Raw genomic sequence first — 17,196 nt, 5'->3', positions numbered from 1 at the left:
TCCCTCGTCCCCCCACCTCGACCGACAGGAGGCCTGTGGTGACCGGAGAGCGGCTGCGCCTGATGGCGGTGCACGCCCACCCCGACGACGAGTCCAGCAAGGGCGCGGCGACGACGGCGATGTACGCCGCGCAGGGCGTCGACGTGCTCGTCGTCACGTGCACGGGCGGTGAGCGCGGCGACGTGCTCAACCCGCAGTACGGGCAGGTCGAGGGCGGCATCGAGGGCATGCGGACCGTGCGGTTCGCGGAGATGGCACGCGCCGCGCAGGCCCTGGGCGTCCGGCAGCACTGGCTCGGCTTCGTCGACTCGGGGCTGCCCGAGGGTGACCCGCTGCCCCCGCTGCCCGAGGGGTGCTTCGCGCTGCAGCCCCTCGAGGTCGCGTCGGCGCCGCTCGTCGAGCTGGTCCGCGAGTTCCGTCCGCACGTCATGACGACGTACGACCCGTCCGGCGGCTACCCGCACCCCGACCACGTCATGACGCACCGCGTCGCCTACGAGGCGTACCACGCGGCAGGCGACGCCGAGCGGTACCGCGGGCACGGCGACCCGTGGACGCCGCTCAAGCTGTACTACAACCACGGCTTCTCGCTCGCGCGCATGCGGGCGATGCACGACGCGATCGTCGCCGCGGGCCACGAGTCGCCGTTCGGGGACTGGATCGACTCCCGGCAGGCTCGGGAGATCCCCGAGCGCACCGCCACGACGTTCGTGCCGTGCTCCGACTTCTTCCCGCAGCGCGACGCCGCCCTGCGCGCGCACGCCACGCAGATCGACCCCGACGGGTTCTTCTTCGCGGTCCCGCGCGAGATCGAGCTCGCGCAGTGGCCGACCGAGGAGTTCGAGCTCGCGCACGCGCACGTGCCGACGCACCTGCCCGAGGACGACCTGTTCGCGGGTGTCCGTGGGACGGTCGGCGCGTGAGCGCCCTCGCGGCCCTCGGCCTGCTGGCCGCGGCGACGCCCAGCCCGTCGCCGGGTGACGTCGAGCTGACCCCGACGGGCGGTGGCTCGCCGGGGTTCGTGGGGTTCGTCGTGACGTTCCTGCTCGCGCTCGCTGCGATCGGGCTGTTCCTGTCGCTGACCAAGCAGCTGCGCGTCGTCGACCGGCGTGCGAAGCAGCTCGGGCTGGACGACGCCCCCGGGGCGGGGGCCGGTGACGGGCCGTCGGACGGGACACGTGCCGACGGCGGTGAGCGCGCTCCGCAGGACGGGTCGGGCGACGCGCCCGGTCCGCGCGGGTGAGCGTGCGGTGAGCACGCGTCCGCAGCCGCCGGTCCGTCCCGCCGTGCGGGTGACGGTGGCGCAGGTCGCGGTGAGCGAGGACCACGCCGCGAACCGGGAGCTCGTCGTGGAGGCGTTCGCGACGGCCGAGCGCGTGCGTGCGGACCTGCTCGTGCTGCCCGAGTACGCGTCGGGCTTCCGGGCCGCGGGCGTGGGGGTCGAGCACGCCGAGCCGCTCGACGGTCCGTTCGTGCGGCTGCTGCGCGAGCGTGCGGCGGCGACGGGCGTCGCGGTCGTGGCGGGCACGACGCTGCCCGGCGGCTCCACCGGTGACGGCTCCGGCGGTGCGGCGCCGCGCGCCGTGAACGCCGTGGTCGCCGTCGACGGGGCGGGTGCGCTCGTCGGGGCGTACCGCAAGGTGCACCTGTACGACGCGTTCGGGCACCGCGAGTCCGACCGGCTGGAGCCGGGGCCGGCCGACGCGCCGCCGCTCGTGCTCGACGTCGGCGGGCTGCGGTTCGGGGTGCTGACGTGCTACGACCTGCGCTTCCCCGAGTCGGCCCGGCGGGTGGTCGACGCGGGCGCGCAGGTGCTCGTCGTGCCGGCGGCATGGGCGTCGGGCGAGCTCAAGGCGATGCACTGGCGGACGCTGGCCGTGGCGCGTGCGATCGAGAACACCGCGGCCGTCGTGGCGGTCGGCCAGGCGGGCCGGGGAGTCACGGGCCGGTCGCTCGTCGTGGGGCCCGACGGCGTCGTCGGGCTGGAGCTCGACGAGCAGCCCGCGGTGCGGACCGTGGACGTCGACGGCGCCCTGCTGGCGCGGGTGCGCGAGACGAACCCGTCGCTGCAGAACCGCCGGTACGCGGTGGTGCCGCGCGGCTGACGCCCGGGGCGGCGGACGTGGACGGGTCAGGCGGCCCGGTACGGGTCAGGCCGACCCGTACGTCGCGATCGACACGGCGACGTAGTGGCAGCCGTAGCCCACGACCGTCAGCGTGTGGAAGACCTCGTGGAAGCCGAACCAGCGCGGGCTCGGGTTGGGGCGCTTGAGGCCGTACACGATGGCGCCCAGGGTGTACGCGAGGCCGCCCGTCGCGACGAGCCAGACGATCGCGGGGCCGCCCGACTGCCAGAACTGCGGCAGGAACCCGACCGCGACCCAGCCGAGCGCGAGGTAGATCGGCACGTACACCCAGCGGGGGGCGCCGAGCCACAGGACGCGCGCGAGCAGTCCGACGAGCGCGCCGGCCCAGACGATGACGAGCAGCGTGCGTGCGGTCGACGCCGGCAGCAGGAGCACCGCGAGCGGCGTGTAGGTCCCGGCGATGATGAGGAAGATGTTGGTGTGGTCGAGGCGCCGCAGGACGCCCTGCACGCGCGGCGACCAGCGGCCCCGGTGGTAGACGGCGCTCGTGCCGAACAGCATCACGGCGGAGATGCCGAACACGAGGTTGGCCCAGCGCGCGGCGGGCGTGGGGGACAGGGCGACGAGCACGATCGAGGCCGCGAGCACGAACGGGGCCACGCCCGCGTGGATCCAGCCGCGGAGCTTGGGCTTGATGGCGTCGGCGACCTCGCCGAGCGTCTCGGTGACTCCCGTACCGGGCACGGAGGTGGTGCGCATGTGCGGTCTCTCTCGTCGTCCGACCTGACCTACGAGAGCGTAGGTTACGTCACCGTAGGTTGGGCTGTCGACGCGGCCGCCGTGCCTCTGCGACCTCGCCGCGGCCCGTCGGGACCAGTGTCGCGCGGCCCGCCGCACGGTGCCGCACGGGCCGCCCGGCCCCGGGACGGAAGGCGGCACGGGCGACACACGGGACGGGTACCGTGAGCGGGTCCCGACGACGTCATCCGAGGAGAGGTCTGCGTGCGCCTGCCCCATCCGGTGTACCGGCTGTACGAGCGCCGCCTCGCCGCCTCCCTCCCGCGCGACCGGGTGCCCCGCCACGTCGGCGTCATCCTCGACGGGAACCGTCGCTGGGCGCGCAGCATGGGGGAGTCGACCGCGCACGGGCACCAGGCCGGGGCGGACAAGATCGCCGAGCTCCTGGGCTGGAGCGAGGACGTCGGCGTCGAGGTCGTGACGCTGTGGATGCTCTCGACCGACAACCTCAACCGCCCCGCCGAGGAGCTCGACCCGCTGCTCGCGATCATCGAGCACGCGGTCCGCGACCTCGCCGAGAGCGGCCGCTGGCGGCTCCAGGCCGTCGGCTCGCTGCACCTGCTGCCCCCGCAGACGGCCGCCGCGCTGCACGAGGCCGAAGAGGCCACCGCGGACGTCACCGGGCTGCACGTCAACGTCGCCGTCGGCTACGGCGGCCGGCACGAGATCGCCGACGCCGTCCGGTCCTTCCTGCGCGAGCACGCGCAGACGGGCACGAGCGTCGACGAGCTCGCCGAGCAGTTCGACGTCGAGCACATCGCCGAGCGCCTCTACACCAAGGGCCAGCCCGACCCGGACCTCGTCATCCGCACCTCGGGCGAGCAGCGCCTCGGTGGCTTCCTGCTGTGGCAGAGCGTGCACTCCGAGTTCTACTTCTGCGAGGCGTACTGGCCCGACTTCCGCCGCGTGGACTTCCTGCGCGCCGTGCGGTCCTTCGCCGCGCGCGAGCGTCGCCTCGGCCGCTGAGCCCCCTCCGCCCGACGCGCGCGCCACCGTCAGGTGAACGTTGCGTGACACCCCGCGCCGCGGTGGCGTGTCGGTCCGGCCGTGTCACCGGCCGGGGTTACGTTCCCGCGTAGAGGACGGCGACCGTCGTCCCCGGGAGGCCAGCCCATGGAGCATCCGCTCCGGGAGGAGGGTCGGACCCGGCCCTCACGCACCAGGGCCGGCCGCCCCCGTCCCGCCGCCGATCGTCGGCCCAGGTGCCCGCGCGAGCGGGCCGCCGGCGTGAGGTGCCCGTCACGGCGCACGTAGCGCCGGAGGGAGAGCCTGCCGTGGTCAGCAACGCACAGCACGTCCCGGGAACGCCGCAGCACGACGACGAGGCGCCCGCCGCGCCGGGTCGGATCACGTACGTGCTCGACACGTCGGTCCTCCTGTCCGACCCCCGGGCGATCCTGCGCTTCGCCGAGCACGACGTCGTCCTGCCGGTCGTCGTCATCACCGAGCTCGAGGCGAAGCGGCACCACGCCGAGCTGGGCTACTTCGCGCGCAGCGCCCTGCGGATGCTCGACGACCTGCGCGTCAAGCACGGCAGGCTCGACCACCCCCTGCCCATGACCGCCCAGGGCGGGACGCTGTGCGTCGAGCTCAACCACACCGACCCCGGGGTGCTGCCCGCGGGCTTCCGGCTCGGCGACAACGACACGCGCATCCTGTCCGTCGCCGCCAACCTCGCCGCCGAGGGCCGTGAGGTCACCGTCGTGTCCAAGGACCTGCCGATGCGCGTCAAGGCGTCCGCCGTCGGACTGCGGGCCGAGGAGTACCGCGCCGAGCTCGCCGTCGACTCGGGCTGGACCGGCATGGACACGCTCGACCTCACCGAGCAGCAGATGGCCGACCTGTGGGAGCACGAGACGCTCGCGCTCGCCGACGTGAGCGACTACGACGCGAGCGGCACCGCGACGGCTCCGCGCGACCTGCCCTGCCACACCGGCGTCGTCCTGCACAGCCCGCGCGGGTCCGCGCTCGGGCGCGTGACCGCGGACAAGCACGTGCAGCTCGTCCGCGGCGACCAGGACGTGTTCGGCGTGCACGGGCGCAGCGCCGAGCAGCGCGTCGCGATCGACCTGCTGCTCGACGAGGAGATCGGGATCGTCTCGCTCGGCGGCCGCGCCGGCACGGGCAAGTCCGCGCTCGCCCTGTGCGCCGGGCTCGAGGCCGTCCTCGAGCGCCGCCAGCACCGCAAGGTCATGGTCTTCCGGCCGCTGTACGCCGTCGGTGGGCAGGAGCTCGGCTACCTGCCCGGCAGCGAGGCGGAGAAGATGGGCCCCTGGGCGCAGGCCGTGTTCGACACGCTGGGTGCGCTCGTCTCCCAGGAGGTCGTCGAGGAGGTCCTCGACCGCGACATCCTCGAGGTGCTGCCCCTCACGCACATCCGCGGCCGGTCCCTGCACGACGCGTTCGTCATCGTCGACGAGGCCCAGTCGCTCGAGCGCAACGTCCTGCTGACCGTGCTGTCCCGCATCGGGCAGTCGTCGCGCGTCGTCCTCACGCACGACGTCGCCCAGCGCGACAACCTGCGCGTCGGGCGGCACGACGGGGTCGCGGCCGTCATCGAGGCCCTCAAGGGCCACCCGCTGTTCGCGCACGTGACCCTCACGCGTTCGGAGCGCTCGCCCGTCGCGGCGCTCGTCACGGAGATGCTCGAGGGCATCGAGGTGTGACGATCACGCCGGGTCGGAAGTTCGCCCTCCAAACGGCACATGCGGGCTCCGGCGGTTCACTACAGTTCGCTCGACACACCCGGTCCCGCACCCTCCGCGGGCACCGCACACCCCCGTTCTGGAGGCTTCCATGACCACCGCTCCCGTCGCGACCGGCGCCAGCCCGAAGCTGCTGCTCCCCGCCGTCCTGCTGTGCTTCTTCCTCGGCACGCTCGGCGTGCACCGCTTCTTCGTGGGGAAGATCGGCACGGGCGTGCTCATGCTGGTGACGCTCGGCGGCCTGGGCATCTGGACGCTCGTCGACCTGATCATGCTGATCATCGGCAAGTTCTCCGACAAGGAGGGCCGTCTGCTGACGCAGTGGACCTGATCCGCTGACGAGGGCCCCCGACCGTGCGACGGTCGGGGGCCCTCGTGCGTCCGCAGCGGCGGGCGACGTCAGGCGTCGACGAGGCGCCCGTCCGCGATGCGGATCACGCGGTCCGCGAGCGACATCATGAGCGGGTCGTGCGTCGAGACGATCGCCGTCATCCCCTCCGCCTCCACGACGGCCCGCAGCAGCGCCATCACCGCCGTGCCCGTCTCGGTGTCGAGCTGGCCCGTCGGCTCGTCCGCCACGAGCAGGCGCGGCGAGTTCGCGATCGCGCGCGCGATCGCCACCCGCTGCTGCTGCCCGCCCGACATCTCGCCGGGTCGCTGGCGGGCGTGGTCGCCGAGGCCCACGAGGTCGAGCAGGAGCGCCACGCGGGCCTCCCGGTCGGCTGTCGGGAGCCTCCGCAGCCGCAGCGGGACACCCACGTTCTCCGCCGCCGACAGCACGGGGACGAGCCCGAACGTCTGGAACACGAACGACACGACGTCGCGACGCAGCTCGACCAGGCCCCGCTCGTCCAGCGCGGACACCTCGCGACCGTCCACGACGACGCGCCCCTCGTCCGGCTTGTCGAGCCCGCCGATCGCGTTGAGCAGCGTCGTCTTGCCCGAGCCGGAGCGGCCCACGAGCGCCACGAGCTCGCCCGGAGCGACCGTGAACGACACGTCCTGGAGGGCGTGCACCGCCGCCGCACCCGAGCCGTAGGTCCGGCTCACGTGCTCCACGCGCACGAGCGGCGGGCCCTGCGGCGTGCGGGTCCCGGCGGGGGCGTCCGTCGTCGTGGTCACAGCTCCTCCTGCGGGGACGTGGGGGACGGGTCGCGGTCCGGCCACACCGAGACGTGGGACGTCTCCAGCGCCAGGCGGACCTTGCCGACGAGGTCGAGGGCCTCGCGGTACTCGCGTGGGAGCTGGACGCGGCCCGCGCGGTCGAGCACCGCGAACTCCTCGGCGACGACGTGCTCGGTGCCGTCGTCCGCGGTCCGGGTGCGCCGCACGACCTCCGAGCTCGTGCGCCCGTCGCGGATCGCGACCGTGCGCTGCACGTGCTCGCTGACCCCCGAGTCGTGCGTGACGACCACGACCGTCGTGCCGAGCTCGCGGTTGACCGTCCGCAGGCCCTCGAGGACGTCGTGCGACGTGGCGGTGTCGAGCTCGCCCGTCGGCTCGTCCGCGAACAGCACACGCGGGCGGTTGGCCAGCGCGACCGCGATCGCGACGCGCTGCTGCTCGCCGCCCGACATCTGCGCGGGACGGCGCTGCGCGCAGTAGCCGACGCCCAGCACGTCGAGCAGCTCCGCGGCGCGCGTGCGTCGCGTCCGGGCGCGGACGCCCGCGAGCGCCTGCGGGAACTCCACGTTCTCGACGGCCGTGAGGTACGGGACGACGTTGCGGGCCGTCTGCTGCCAGACGAAGCCGACCATCGAGCGCCGGTACGCCACACGCTGCTTCGCGGTCATCGACATGAGGTCCCACGGCCCGACCCGGACCCGGCCCGCGGTCGGCACGTCCAGCCCGGACAGCACCGACAGCAGCGTGGACTTGCCCGAGCCGGACGCGCCGACGATCGCGACGAGCTCGCCCTCCTCGACGAGCAGGTCGAGCCCCTGCAGCGCCTGCACCTCGATGCCCTCGGACTGGTAGATCCGCACGAGCGAGTCGCACACGATCAGCGCGTCCTCGCCGAACGCGCCGGTGCGCCGGCGCGCGCGTTCCTCGAGGGTGCCCAGCGTGGGGGTGTCCGCCGTCTGCGTGGGGTTCACGAGGGCCTCCGGGGGATGACGGGACGGGACGGGTGGGTGTCGCGGGACGGGACGGACGCCGGGGCCAGGGCCGGGGCCGGCGCCCGCGGGGCGGGCGCGGGTGGGCGCAGGCGTGGGGGCGCCGTCATCGCTCGCCGACCCGGAGGACCTCGCCGAGCCGGTCGCGGCGGCGCACGGCGGACTCGACCAGGACGGCCACGACGAGGCTCACGGCGACGACCGCGGCGGCGGCGGCGACGGGCACCCAGCTCAGCCGCAGCTCGGCCGTCCCCGGTGCGCCCGTGAGCCGGTCGAGCCCGAGCGCGTCGGTGAGCGCCCACGGCACCGCGATCCCGATCGCCGACCCCGCGAGGACGGCGACGACCGCGAGCGGCGCGAGCTCGCCGAGCGTGAGGGCCCGCGCCGCGCGAGCGTCGAGCCCCTGCGTGCGCAGCGCGGACAGCGTGCGGCCGCGCTCGCGGGACGTCGCGACGACCGTCAGGGCGAGCGCGATCGCGGCGTACAGCGCGAGCAGCACCGCCGACGCGAGGAGCAGCGCGCCGAGGCTCGACGCGACCGGGCTCGTCCGGGCGTCCTCGAGCCACGCGTCGTGCTCCGTCACGGTGACGCCGGCGAGGTCGTCGAACCCGGCCGCGGTGATCGCCGCGCGGGCGCCCGGGCCGTCGACGAGGACCGCGGTGACGGGCGCGGGCCGGCCCGTGGCCTGGACGTACAGGTCGCGGTCGACGACGAACGCGCCGCTCGGCGGCTCGGGGTCCGTCTCCTTCTCGCCGTCGGCCTCCGCGGGCGCGTCGTGCCGCGCCAGCTCGGGCACGGCGTCGACGACGCCCTGCACGTCGAGCTCGACGAACTCCTGCGCGGCCATGAACTGCGGCTCGACGAGCTGCGCGGTCCGTGCGAGGTCCGGCGTGAGCAGCGTGGGGAGTCCGTCCGACGAGGGCTCCGCGAGCTCCGCCCACCCGTCGGCAGGCTCGCCTCGCCCCGTGAGGATCCGCGCCATGTCGGCGGTGTCGACGATGAGCAGCCGTGCCTTCACGCCGCTCGACCGGCCGAAGGAGCGGCCGAGCTGCTCGGTCACCGCGGCCACGGCCGTGACGCCGGGTGCGTCCCGCAGCTGCGCGATGCGGTCGTCCTCGATCCGGCCGTCGACGCGCGCCTCCGCGCCGACGACGACGCCCGCGGCGGTGACCTGACCGGCGCTCACCGTGGTCGACGTGGTCCCGCAGAAGACGACGAGCGCGACGGCCGTGGTGAGCGTGAGCAGCGGGACGGCGGTGCCGGACGCGCGCGCGGCACGGGCGACCGAGACGACGCCGACAAGCCCGCGCCGGCGGGCCGCGACGCGCGACAGGCCGCGCAGCACGGGCGGCAGGACACGCGCGGCGAGCACGGTCGCCGCCGCCGCGAGGAGCGCGGGTGCGGCAGCCAGCAGCAGGTCGACGTCGCCGCCGCCGGAGGCGACGAGACCGCGGCCCCGCACGGAGACCACCGCGGCGGCCGCCACCGCGACGAGCGCGAGCTCGCCCGTCAGGCGCCGCGCGGCCCGACGGCGGGCCAGCCGCTCGCGGTCGCTGCGGTTCGCGGGCTGCCGCGCGCCGGTCCACGCGCGTCGCACGACGAGCGCGGCCGCGACGGCGGGCGCCAGGACGGCCACGACGGTGACCGTCGCGGCGATGCCGTAGCCGCCGGTCGCACCCGGCACGAGCGCGACCGCCGCGGCCGCGCCGGCGCCCGCCGCGAGCAGCGCCACGGGGACGCTCTCGGCGAGCGCCCGCACGACGACCGACGCCACCGACGCACCGCGAGCCCGCTCGGCGACCAGCAGCACCTCGCGCCGCGCGACGAGCAGCCGGGACGCGAGGACGAGCGCGAGGGCCCCGACCGTCGCGAGCCCGACGACGAGGACGGACGCCTGCGCGCGTCCGGCGGCGAGCTTCTCGGCGGCGTCGTCGAGCACCGCGGGCAGCCCGCTCTCGACCGCGGGGGTGCCGCCCGGGATCGCGAGGTCGGGCCGGGTCGTCAGCTCCACGACGGCGTCCGCGACCGCGCGTGCGCCTGCCTCGTCGAGCGCGGACGGGTCGGTGGGGAGGCGTGCCGTGCGGGTGATCGCGCCGGACGCGAGCGTGAGCGCGAGGTCCGGCAGCGACGCGTCGGACAGCAGGAGGCCGACCCGGGCCTCGGCCTGCCCGGTCACGGGTGCGGGCATGGCGCGCAGGAGGTCGTCGAACGTCTCCCACGCGGCAGCGGCCGGCGCGACGGGCTCGTACAGCCCGGTGACGACGACGACCGCGGACGTCGCCGCTCCGGCGGTCGTGAGCGGGAACCGGGTCCCCACCGCGATGCCGAGCTCGCGTGCCGTCGCGGCTGCGACGCCCACGTGCACCTCGAGCACGGGCGGCTCGGCGGGCGGCGGGGCGTCGGGGTCGTCAGACGTCGGGGTGAACGGGGCCGCGCCCGGTTCCTCACCCTCGACCCACCGCACCAGCTCGGGCGCGTCGGCGTCCGTCCCCCCGAGGTGCACGAGGCGCACGAGCAGCGGGGTGCCGTCGACCTTCGCCAGCCCGGGGACCGACTGCACGGCCGTGACGGGCTCGTCGGTGGCGTCGCGGACGACGTCGGGGACGCGCGCGTACAGATCGCGTGCCAGGTTCGCGACGATGACGGCCGCGTCCTCGTCGCGCTCGTCCGGCACGGGGTTGCCGCCCGGCAGCCGGATGAGCACGTCGGCGCGTGTGCCCGCGTCGGCGGTGACCTGCCGCACGACCTCGTCGGCCGTGCGGGCCTGCAGGCGCGGCAGCGCGACGGACAGCAGCACGGTGCCGGTGAGCAGGAGCGCCGCGAGGACCAGCAGCCCGACGTCGTCCCGCGCACGCCGGCGCGCGACGAGCGGCGCGAGCGCGACGGTCGCCCGCGTGCGGCTCCCCGAGGGGCGCCCCCGCCGGTCGCGCCGGGACGGCAGCGGTGCCGGCGGGCGAGGTGCGGTCGTCGTCATCGTTCGTCTCCCAGACGGAGGAGCGCGCCAGAGGCGCGACGCAGCAGGGCGTTCGTCGTGGTGCCGACGGCGAGCGCGACGAGCGTGACGAGGGCCCCGACGAGCAGCGCCTGGCCCGCCCAGTCCCACTCGACGCGGGCGTAGGGGACGGGTGGTCGACCCTGCGCGGACACCGTGAGCAGCGGCCCGAGCACGGACGCGAGCAGCCCGCCGATCGCGAGCCCGGCCGCGACGCCGAGCACGCCGATCACCGCGTGCTCGACGAGGACCGCGCGCACGATCCCGCCGCGGGACGCCCCGAGCGCCTGCAGCCGCGCGAGCTCGAGGCGCCGTGTGCGGACCGAGACGGTCGCGCTCATCGCGAACCCCGCGAACGCGAGCGCGAGGGCCGCGACGGTCACCACCCACAGCGCGGCCTGGACCCCGATGCGCAGCGGACCGTCGGTGCCCGCCGCCCGGACGGCCGCGCGCGTCGTCGCCTCGCCCAGTCCCTCCTGCGCGATCGCCTGCGCGACCGACGCCGCCTCGTCGTCGGGCACCTGCGCCCACCACTCGTCGACCAGGGGGTCCGCGAACGACGCCGCGAGGGTGGCCCGTGTGAGCAGGTCGCGGTCGACCAGCAGCGCGACGCCGCGAGGGTGGCCCGGCAGGTACGGCACGACGCGCGTGATCTCGACCGGGATCGCGCGACCGTCGCCGAGGTCCACCCCGACCTGGTCGCCGACGTCGGTCCGGAGCTGCCGTGCGAGCGTGTCGGAGACGACGGCCGGGACGACGGTCGGGGCGGCGAAGGTCGTCACCGAGAACTGCGCCGTCCCGCCCTCGATCGCCGTGACGGTGGCTGTGCCGCCGATCCGCAGCCCGTCGCCCTGCGGCAGCACCGTCATCGGCTCGACGTCGACCGGGCCCGTGCCCGTGCGCGGCGCCGACTCCCAGCGTGCCCCGGTGAGCGGGACCGCGGTCGCGGCCCCCGTCGGGGCGCCGTTGGCGCCGGTCGCGACCGCGCGCACCCCGGTGACGTCCAGCGTGAGCAGCCGCTGGGGCGAGAGCTCCGTGCGGCGGCCCCCGCGCTGCGCGGGCGTCTCCTCCTCCGCCTCGCCCTCCTCGGGCTCGACGGGCAGCACGCGCGCGACGACCGCGACGAGCGTCGCGTCGCGCACGGGCACCGGCAGGTCGACGCGCAGGTCCTGGACCGCCTTCCCGAGGGGGACGGTCAGGGGGACCGCGACGGGTGTCCGCACGCCGAGGTCGTCCTCCAGCACGACGGTCAGCGCGACCTCGCCGGGGGTCGCCGGCGCGACGGTCGACGCGACGTCGAGCAGCAGCTGCGCGACGTTCCCCGGCAGCGGCACGCCCTCGACGGCGTTCTCGGGACGCAGGGGCGCGGTCACCGCGTCCCACCCGTCGACGCTGCGGCCGCGCAGGAGGTCGCCGCCGAGCCGTGTGTCGACGGCGAGCAGGGCTGCCGTGGGGCGCCGGTTCTCCGACTCCGGACCGAGCGCCGCACCGACCGCCACGTCGCGGTCGGTGACCGGGCTGACGGCAGGCAGGTCCGCGGTGATCGCGGCCACGCGGGGCGTCTGCTCGAGCGGGGAGCCGGGCAGCTGGTCGATGCGCAGGTCGGTGCCCACCGCGAGGTCGGCCTGGTCCTGCTGCGACGTGCGCCACGTGCCGAGGAACGACTGCGCGAACGACGCGACCGCGACGGCGATCGTGAGCAGCAGCACGGCACCCGTGGCGCGCCCGGGACGGCGAGCGACCTCCCACGCGCCGAGCGGGGCCACGAGGGACCGGCTGCGCGACGCGAGCCGCTCGCCCAGCCCGGCGACGAGCGGCACGACGCGCAGCGCGAGCACGGCCCCGGCGAGCAGCAGGAGCGCCGGGGCGGCCACGAGGACCGGGTCCAGCCGTGCCGTGCCCTCGGTGCCGGCGAGCACGGGGGAGCGGTAGTCCTGCAGCTGCCAGACGCCCACGGCGGCGAGGGCGAGCAGGGCCAGGTCGACGCCCGACCGGGCGAGCGCGCCGCGGCGGTCCTGCCGCACGAGCTGCTGCTCGGCGTCGACGACGCTCCCGCGGCGCCGCAGGAGCGGCTGCAGCAGGACGCCGGCGAGCAGCGCGGCCGCCCCGACGCACGTGAGCCACAGCGTCGCCGGTGTGCCGGGGTCGCTGTGCAGGCCCGCGGCCTCGAGCACGGGGATGCGGGTCACCGCGTCGTACAGCAGCCGGGCGAGCCAGGGGGCGGCGAGCGCGGCGACGGTCGCGACGCCGAGCCCTTCCAGCGCGGCGAGCCGCAGGAGCTGCCCGGTGGAGGCGCCGCGGGACGCCATGAGCGTCTGCTCGGCGGCACGGCGCTCGGCCAGGAGACGGGCGGCCAGGAGCAGCACGGTGACGGCCAGCACGACGAGCATCAGCCCGACGACGACGACGCCGACGCGCGTCACGGCGAGGTTCCCGAGGGCCTCGTCGATCGTCGCGGGCAGGGGTGTCGCGATCCGCGCGCTCGTGGCGGCGGCGCCGATCGTGGACGAGAGGCGGGCCTGCCCGTCCGCGAGTGCGCCCTGCAGCGAGCGCACCTGCGGGGCGGACGCGTCGTCGAGGTCGAGGGCGGCCACGACGCGGGCGGAGCCCATGCTGGCCGGGCCGTCGACGAGGGCCTCGGGGACCACGACGAACGGCCCGTACAGCCGTCCGGTGAGCTGGCCGAACGACCCCGGGATGGGCCACGACGGGTTGTACTGCGCGCCGCCGAGGAGGTCGCGCCGCCACAGCGACCCGGGGCCCTCCAGGACGTGGACGCCGACCACGACGACCTGCTGCCGGAGCCCGTTCTCGCCGTCGAGCGTGGGCAGGACCGTCCCGACCTCCCACCCGAAGGTGTCGGCCGCGACCTTGGGCACGGCGACCGGGATCCTGCCGCGGGCGTCGACGGCGGCGTCGGGCCAGGTGCCGGCCACGAGCGTCGCGTGCTCGGGCACGGCCGGGCTCGAGGCGAGGTAGGCCATGGGCAGGCTGATCCGGCTGCCCTCGCCGACGTGGACGAGGTTCGACGTGAGCCAGCGGCTGCGCTCCGAGCCGATGCCGCCGAGCGCGTCGTCGAGGAACGTGTCGGCCCGGTCGAGCGCCTTCACGGGGATGCCGTCCACGGTGAGCACGACCTCGAGCTCGGTGGACTCCGCGGGCGCCCGGCCGAGGGCCTCCCCGAGGGCGTCGTTCTCGCTCGTGTGCAGCAGGAGGGCGAACGTGCCGAGCAGCGTGGCGCCCACGAGCGCGACCGCGAGGACGGCCGCGAGCAGCGTGCTCTGCGCGGCGGCACGGTGCCGCAGCACGCGCAGGGTCCAGCCCATCAGCCCTCCGGGGACGTCGTCGTCGGCACGCGCCGGCGGGGCGACGGTGCTGGTCCGGTCGATGCTAGGTGGGCCCTGCGAGGGCGTGGGAGCGATCCCGCGATCCGCAACCGTTCTGTGACCTTGCGCCGCGCGGGGTGTTCCGGGGCCCACGGAGCGGCTATATTCCGACCGGAATACTTCGGACGGACTACGGGACAGGGGGCGACGGCATGGCCGAGCTGTCCGCCGTGGCCGTCCTCGTGCTCGGCCTCCTGCGCGAGCGCCCGCGACACCCCTACGACGTCTTCCAGACGCTCGTGGAGCGCGGCGACGCGCGCCTCGTCCGCGTCAACCCCGGCGCCGTCTACCACGCCGTCGAGCGCCTGGAACGCGACGGCCTCGTCGCGGCCGTCGGCACCGAACGCTGCGGCAACCGGCCCGAGCGCACCACCTACCGGCTCACCACGACCGGCCGCGACGCGTACGAGCAGCGGCTCGCGAGCTTCCTCGGCGACGAGCACCCGGTGCACCCCGTCTTCCCCGTCGGACTCGCCGAGGCCGTCGACCTGCCCCGCACGGTCGTCGTCGACGCGCTGAGCCGGCGCCGCGCCCGGGAGGCCGAGCGCCTGGCCCGGCTGGAGGACGCGTACGACCAGGTGCGCGCCGACGGGCTCCCGCGCCGCTACCTCCTCGACGTCGAGCACGACGTCGCCCACCTGCGGCACGAGGTCGCGTGGCTCGACGCCACGCTCGCCGAGCTCGCCGACGACACCCTCGACTGGGGCGCACCGTTCCCCGCCGACTTCGCCCGCGCCCGCCACGCCCGGCGCGCGGCCACCCTCGCCGCCCCGGCGGCACCCGCCACGCACTGACGTCCCCCGGAGGACCCATGACCACCGAGCAGCCCCGCGCGCTCGTCGACCTGCACGGGCGCAGCCCGTGGAGCATCCTGCCCCCGCTGTGCCTCGGCTTCTTCATGATCATGCTCGACACCACCATCGTGAACATCGCCGTGCCGACCCTCGTCCGCGAGCTCGACGCGAGCCTCACCGAGGTGGGCTGGGTCAACAGCGCCTACCTGCTGACGTTCGCGGTGCTGCTGCTCGTGTCCGGCCGCCTCGGCGACCGGTTCGGTCCGCGGCCGGTGTTCGTCGTCGGCCTCGTCGTGTTCACGCTCGCGTCGCTCGCGTGCGGCCTGTCCGGGTCGGTCGAGGCGCTGATCGTCGCGCGCGCCGTGCAGGGTGTCGGCGGTGCGCTCATGACGCCGCAGACGATGTCGATGATCACGCGCGTCTTCCCGCCCGCGCGCCGCGGCGCGGCGATGGGCGTGTGGGGTGCGGTCGCGGGCGTCGCGACGATCACGGGTCCCGTCCTCGGCGGGTTGCTCGTCGAGACGGTCGGCTGGGAGTGGATCTTCTACGTCAACGTGCCCGTCGGCGTCGTCGCGCTGTGGCTCGCCGTGCGCCGGCTGCCCGTCCTCGCGACGCACGCGCGCACGTTCGACGGCGTCGGCGTCGTGCTGTCCGTCGTCGGCATGTTCCTGCTGGTGTTCGGCCTGCAGGAGGGCGAGACGTTCGACTGGGGCACGGTCGTGGGCCCGATCACCGTGTGGTCGATGATCGTCGCGGGCGTCGTCGTGCTGGTCGCGTTCGTGCTGTGGCAGCGCCACCTCGGCGACGACGCGCTCATGCCGCTGCGCCTCTTCCACGCCCGCAACTTCTCGCTGTCCAACGTCGCCGGGTTCGCGGTGACCTTCGCGATGACCGGGATCTTCTTCCCGTTCACGATCTTCGCGCAGCTCGTCCTGGGTCTGTCCCCGCTGCACGCGGCGCTCGTCGGGCTCGGCGGGTCGCTGCTCTCCGGCATCGTGGCGCCCGTGGCCGGCCGGCTGTCCGACCGGTTCCCCGCGAAGTGGATCGTCGCCACGGGGTTCGCGGTGCTCGTCGTCGTGGTCGTCTGGCTGTCCGCCGTGATCCGCCCCGACGTCCCGGTCTGGCAGCTCGTGCTGCCGATGACGGTGTTCGGCATCGGCACGGGCCTGCTGTTCTCGCCGCTCGCTGCCGCCGCGACCGCCGGGCTCGACCAGCGCAACGCGGGTGCGGGTGCGGGCGCGTTCAACACGAACCGGCAGATCGGCGGCGTCATCGGCTCCGCCGCGGTCGTCGCGATGCTCACCTCGCGGCTGGGCGTCGCCATCCCCGCCGCGGCGCAGGACGCAGCCGTCGACCTTCCCGAGCAGGCGCGCGCCCCGTTCCTCGACGGGTTCGCGCAGATCGACCCGAGCCGCTGGTCCGCCGGGGACGGCGCGTCGGCGACGCCGGCCCTGCCCGACTCCGTGCCGGCCGACGTGGCGCGCCAGATCACCGACGCCGCCACGCAGGCCGTGCACGCGGGCTTCTCGACGGCCGTCGCGCAGACGCTCCTGCTCACCGCGGTCGTGCTCGCGCTCGGGCTCGTCGCGTCGCTCGCGATGCGTGCCCTGCGGCCCGCGCAGCACGTCCCGGCACCCGCGCCGGGTGCGGGCGCACCGGCGGCGGGCGCGTCGGTGCCGGCGACCCGACCCTGACGAGGGGGTCCGCACCGCGCGGGCGCCGATCGGCGCCCGCCCAGGACCCGTTCAGGTCGTCGGCACGGGGCGGTAGGTGAGCAGGGTGCTTCCGTTGCCGAACGTGCGGACGTCGAGGCGCTCGAGCGTCGTGCCGTGCGGCGCGCCGTCGAGGAACCGCACCCCGGCACCGAGGACCACCGGCTGCAGGAGCACGCGCACCTCGTCGACGACCCCGGTCGGCAGCAGGGACGCGACGAGCGCGGAGGACCCGAAGACGGCGATCTGCTTGCCCGGCCGGTCCTTGAGGTCCCGCAGCCGTCCGGCGACGTCGTCCGCGACGAACGTCGTCGGCCCCCACGGGTGCGAGGTGAGCGTGCGGGACGCGACGACCTTCGGCAGGTCGCACATGAACGCGGCGACGACGGGGTCGGCGGCGTGCGCCTCGGGCGTCGGCCAGTAGGACGCCATGAGCTCGAACGTCCGCCGGCCCATCACGATCGTGTCGATGTGCTCGCCCTGACCGGCGGAGTACCGCTCGAGCTCGTCGTCGGTGACGAACCAGTCGGTGCCGCCGTCGGGCGTGGCGACGTAGCCGTCGAGCGAGACGAAGACGAAGGCGTAGACGGTGCGCATGCGGGCTCCCA

The 17,196-nt window shown here is 75.6% G+C and carries 14 protein-coding genes; 8 read left to right on the top strand and 6 right to left on the bottom strand.

What is annotated here, in order from left to right; translation table 11 throughout:
* Positions 1–38: 38 nt before the first annotated feature.
* The 3 genes from mca to CELF_RS14850 are packed head-to-tail and all read left to right on the top strand — an operon-like array spanning position 39 to position 2,105.
* On the top strand, positions 39–923 hold the full coding sequence (gene mca / locus CELF_RS14860; protein WP_013772093.1) for a mycothiol conjugate amidase Mca: 885 nt from the start codon (positions 39–41) through the stop codon (positions 921–923).
* Positions 920–1,243: a hypothetical protein gene (locus tag CELF_RS14855; RefSeq protein ID WP_013772092.1), complete on the top strand. Its 324-nt coding sequence runs from the start codon at positions 920–922 to the stop codon at positions 1,241–1,243. The genes mca and CELF_RS14855 overlap by 4 nt, the downstream gene beginning before the upstream one ends.
* A gap of 7 nt (positions 1,244–1,250) precedes the next feature.
* Positions 1,251–2,105, top strand: a complete 855-nt coding sequence (locus tag CELF_RS14850; protein WP_013772091.1) for a nitrilase-related carbon-nitrogen hydrolase — start codon at positions 1,251–1,253, stop codon at positions 2,103–2,105.
* Between the two features lie 45 nt (positions 2,106–2,150).
* Here CELF_RS14850 and trhA read toward each other — a convergent pair whose 3' ends face one another.
* Entirely contained in the window at positions 2,151–2,846 is a 696-nt protein-coding gene (gene trhA, locus CELF_RS14845; protein WP_013772090.1) for a PAQR family membrane homeostasis protein TrhA, read from the bottom strand.
* A 243-nt stretch (positions 2,847–3,089) separates the two neighbouring features.
* Here trhA and CELF_RS14840 point away from each other — a divergent pair, with 243 nt between their 5' ends.
* From CELF_RS14840 to CELF_RS14830, 3 genes are all read left to right on the top strand, one after another.
* On the top strand, positions 3,090–3,851 hold the full coding sequence (locus CELF_RS14840) for an isoprenyl transferase (RefSeq protein ID WP_013772089.1): 762 nt from the start codon (positions 3,090–3,092) through the stop codon (positions 3,849–3,851).
* Between the two features lie 308 nt (positions 3,852–4,159).
* Entirely contained in the window at positions 4,160–5,551 is a 1,392-nt protein-coding gene (gene phoH2 / locus CELF_RS14835) for an RNA 5'-3' helicase PhoH2 (RefSeq protein ID WP_013772088.1), read from the top strand.
* 130 nt (positions 5,552–5,681) lie between these two features.
* Positions 5,682–5,921 (top strand): TM2 domain-containing protein, encoded by a 240-nt coding sequence (locus CELF_RS14830; RefSeq protein WP_013772087.1) that lies wholly within the window; start codon positions 5,682–5,684, stop codon positions 5,919–5,921.
* A gap of 68 nt (positions 5,922–5,989) precedes the next feature.
* Here the strand turns inward: CELF_RS14830 and CELF_RS14825 are convergent, their stop codons facing one another.
* The 4 genes from CELF_RS14825 to CELF_RS14810 form a co-directional block, all read right to left on the bottom strand.
* Positions 5,990–6,712, bottom strand: a complete 723-nt coding sequence (locus CELF_RS14825; protein ID WP_013772086.1) for an ABC transporter ATP-binding protein — start codon at positions 6,710–6,712, stop codon at positions 5,990–5,992.
* The gene (locus CELF_RS14820) at positions 6,709–7,686 is read right to left on the bottom strand and encodes an ABC transporter ATP-binding protein (RefSeq protein ID WP_013772085.1); all 978 of its coding nucleotides are present in this window, start codon (positions 7,684–7,686) and stop codon (positions 6,709–6,711) included. Before CELF_RS14820 ends, CELF_RS14825 begins: the two co-directional genes overlap by 4 nt.
* Positions 7,687–7,810: 124 nt before the next feature.
* Entirely contained in the window at positions 7,811–10,678 is a 2,868-nt protein-coding gene (locus CELF_RS14815) for an FtsX-like permease family protein (RefSeq protein ID WP_013772084.1), read from the bottom strand.
* Positions 10,675–14,022, bottom strand: coding sequence for an ABC transporter permease (locus CELF_RS14810; protein WP_013772083.1), 3,348 nt, complete (start codon positions 14,020–14,022; stop codon positions 10,675–10,677). The genes CELF_RS14815 and CELF_RS14810 overlap by 4 nt, the downstream gene beginning before the upstream one ends.
* Positions 14,023–14,234: 212 nt before the next feature.
* Here CELF_RS14810 and CELF_RS14805 point away from each other — a divergent pair, with 212 nt between their 5' ends.
* Positions 14,235–14,876: a PadR family transcriptional regulator gene (locus CELF_RS14805; RefSeq protein WP_013772082.1), complete on the top strand. Its 642-nt coding sequence runs from the start codon at positions 14,235–14,237 to the stop codon at positions 14,874–14,876.
* Positions 14,877–14,893: 17 nt separating this feature from the next.
* Complete coding sequence (locus CELF_RS14800) at positions 14,894–16,570, top strand: DHA2 family efflux MFS transporter permease subunit (protein ID WP_013772081.1); 1,677 nt, start codon at positions 14,894–14,896, stop codon at positions 16,568–16,570.
* A gap of 51 nt (positions 16,571–16,621) precedes the next feature.
* Here the strand turns inward: CELF_RS14800 and CELF_RS14795 are convergent, their stop codons facing one another.
* On the bottom strand, positions 16,622–17,185 hold the full coding sequence (locus CELF_RS14795) for a dihydrofolate reductase family protein (protein ID WP_013772080.1): 564 nt from the start codon (positions 17,183–17,185) through the stop codon (positions 16,622–16,624).
* Between the last annotated feature and the right edge of the window lie 11 nt (positions 17,186–17,196).

It is taken from the genome of Cellulomonas fimi ATCC 484, assembly GCF_000212695.1.
GTDB lineage: Bacteria > Actinomycetota > Actinomycetes > Actinomycetales > Cellulomonadaceae > Cellulomonas > Cellulomonas fimi.
The sequence above is the reverse complement of the archived record's forward strand: the minus strand, read 5'-3'. Positions and strand labels throughout refer to the sequence as shown.

What these genes read in the sequence shown, in the direction of transcription:
- trhA (WP_013772090.1), bottom strand. Translation starts at nt 2,846, where the DNA reads ATGCGCACCACCTCCGTGCCCGGTACGGGAGTCACCGAGACGCTCGGC.
- CELF_RS14800 (WP_013772081.1), top strand. Translation starts at nt 14,894, where the DNA reads ATGACCACCGAGCAGCCCCGCGCGCTCGTCGACCTGCACGGGCGCAGC.
- CELF_RS14815 (WP_013772084.1), bottom strand. Translation starts at nt 10,678, where the DNA reads ATGACGACGACCGCACCTCGCCCGCCGGCACCGCTGCCGTCCCGGCGC.
- CELF_RS14830 (WP_013772087.1), top strand. Translation starts at nt 5,682, where the DNA reads ATGACCACCGCTCCCGTCGCGACCGGCGCCAGCCCGAAGCTGCTGCTC.
- CELF_RS14810 (WP_013772083.1), bottom strand. Translation starts at nt 14,022, where the DNA reads ATGGGCTGGACCCTGCGCGTGCTGCGGCACCGTGCCGCCGCGCAGAGC.
- CELF_RS14805 (WP_013772082.1), top strand. Translation starts at nt 14,235, where the DNA reads ATGGCCGAGCTGTCCGCCGTGGCCGTCCTCGTGCTCGGCCTCCTGCGC.
- CELF_RS14795 (WP_013772080.1), bottom strand. Translation starts at nt 17,185, where the DNA reads ATGCGCACCGTCTACGCCTTCGTCTTCGTCTCGCTCGACGGCTACGTC.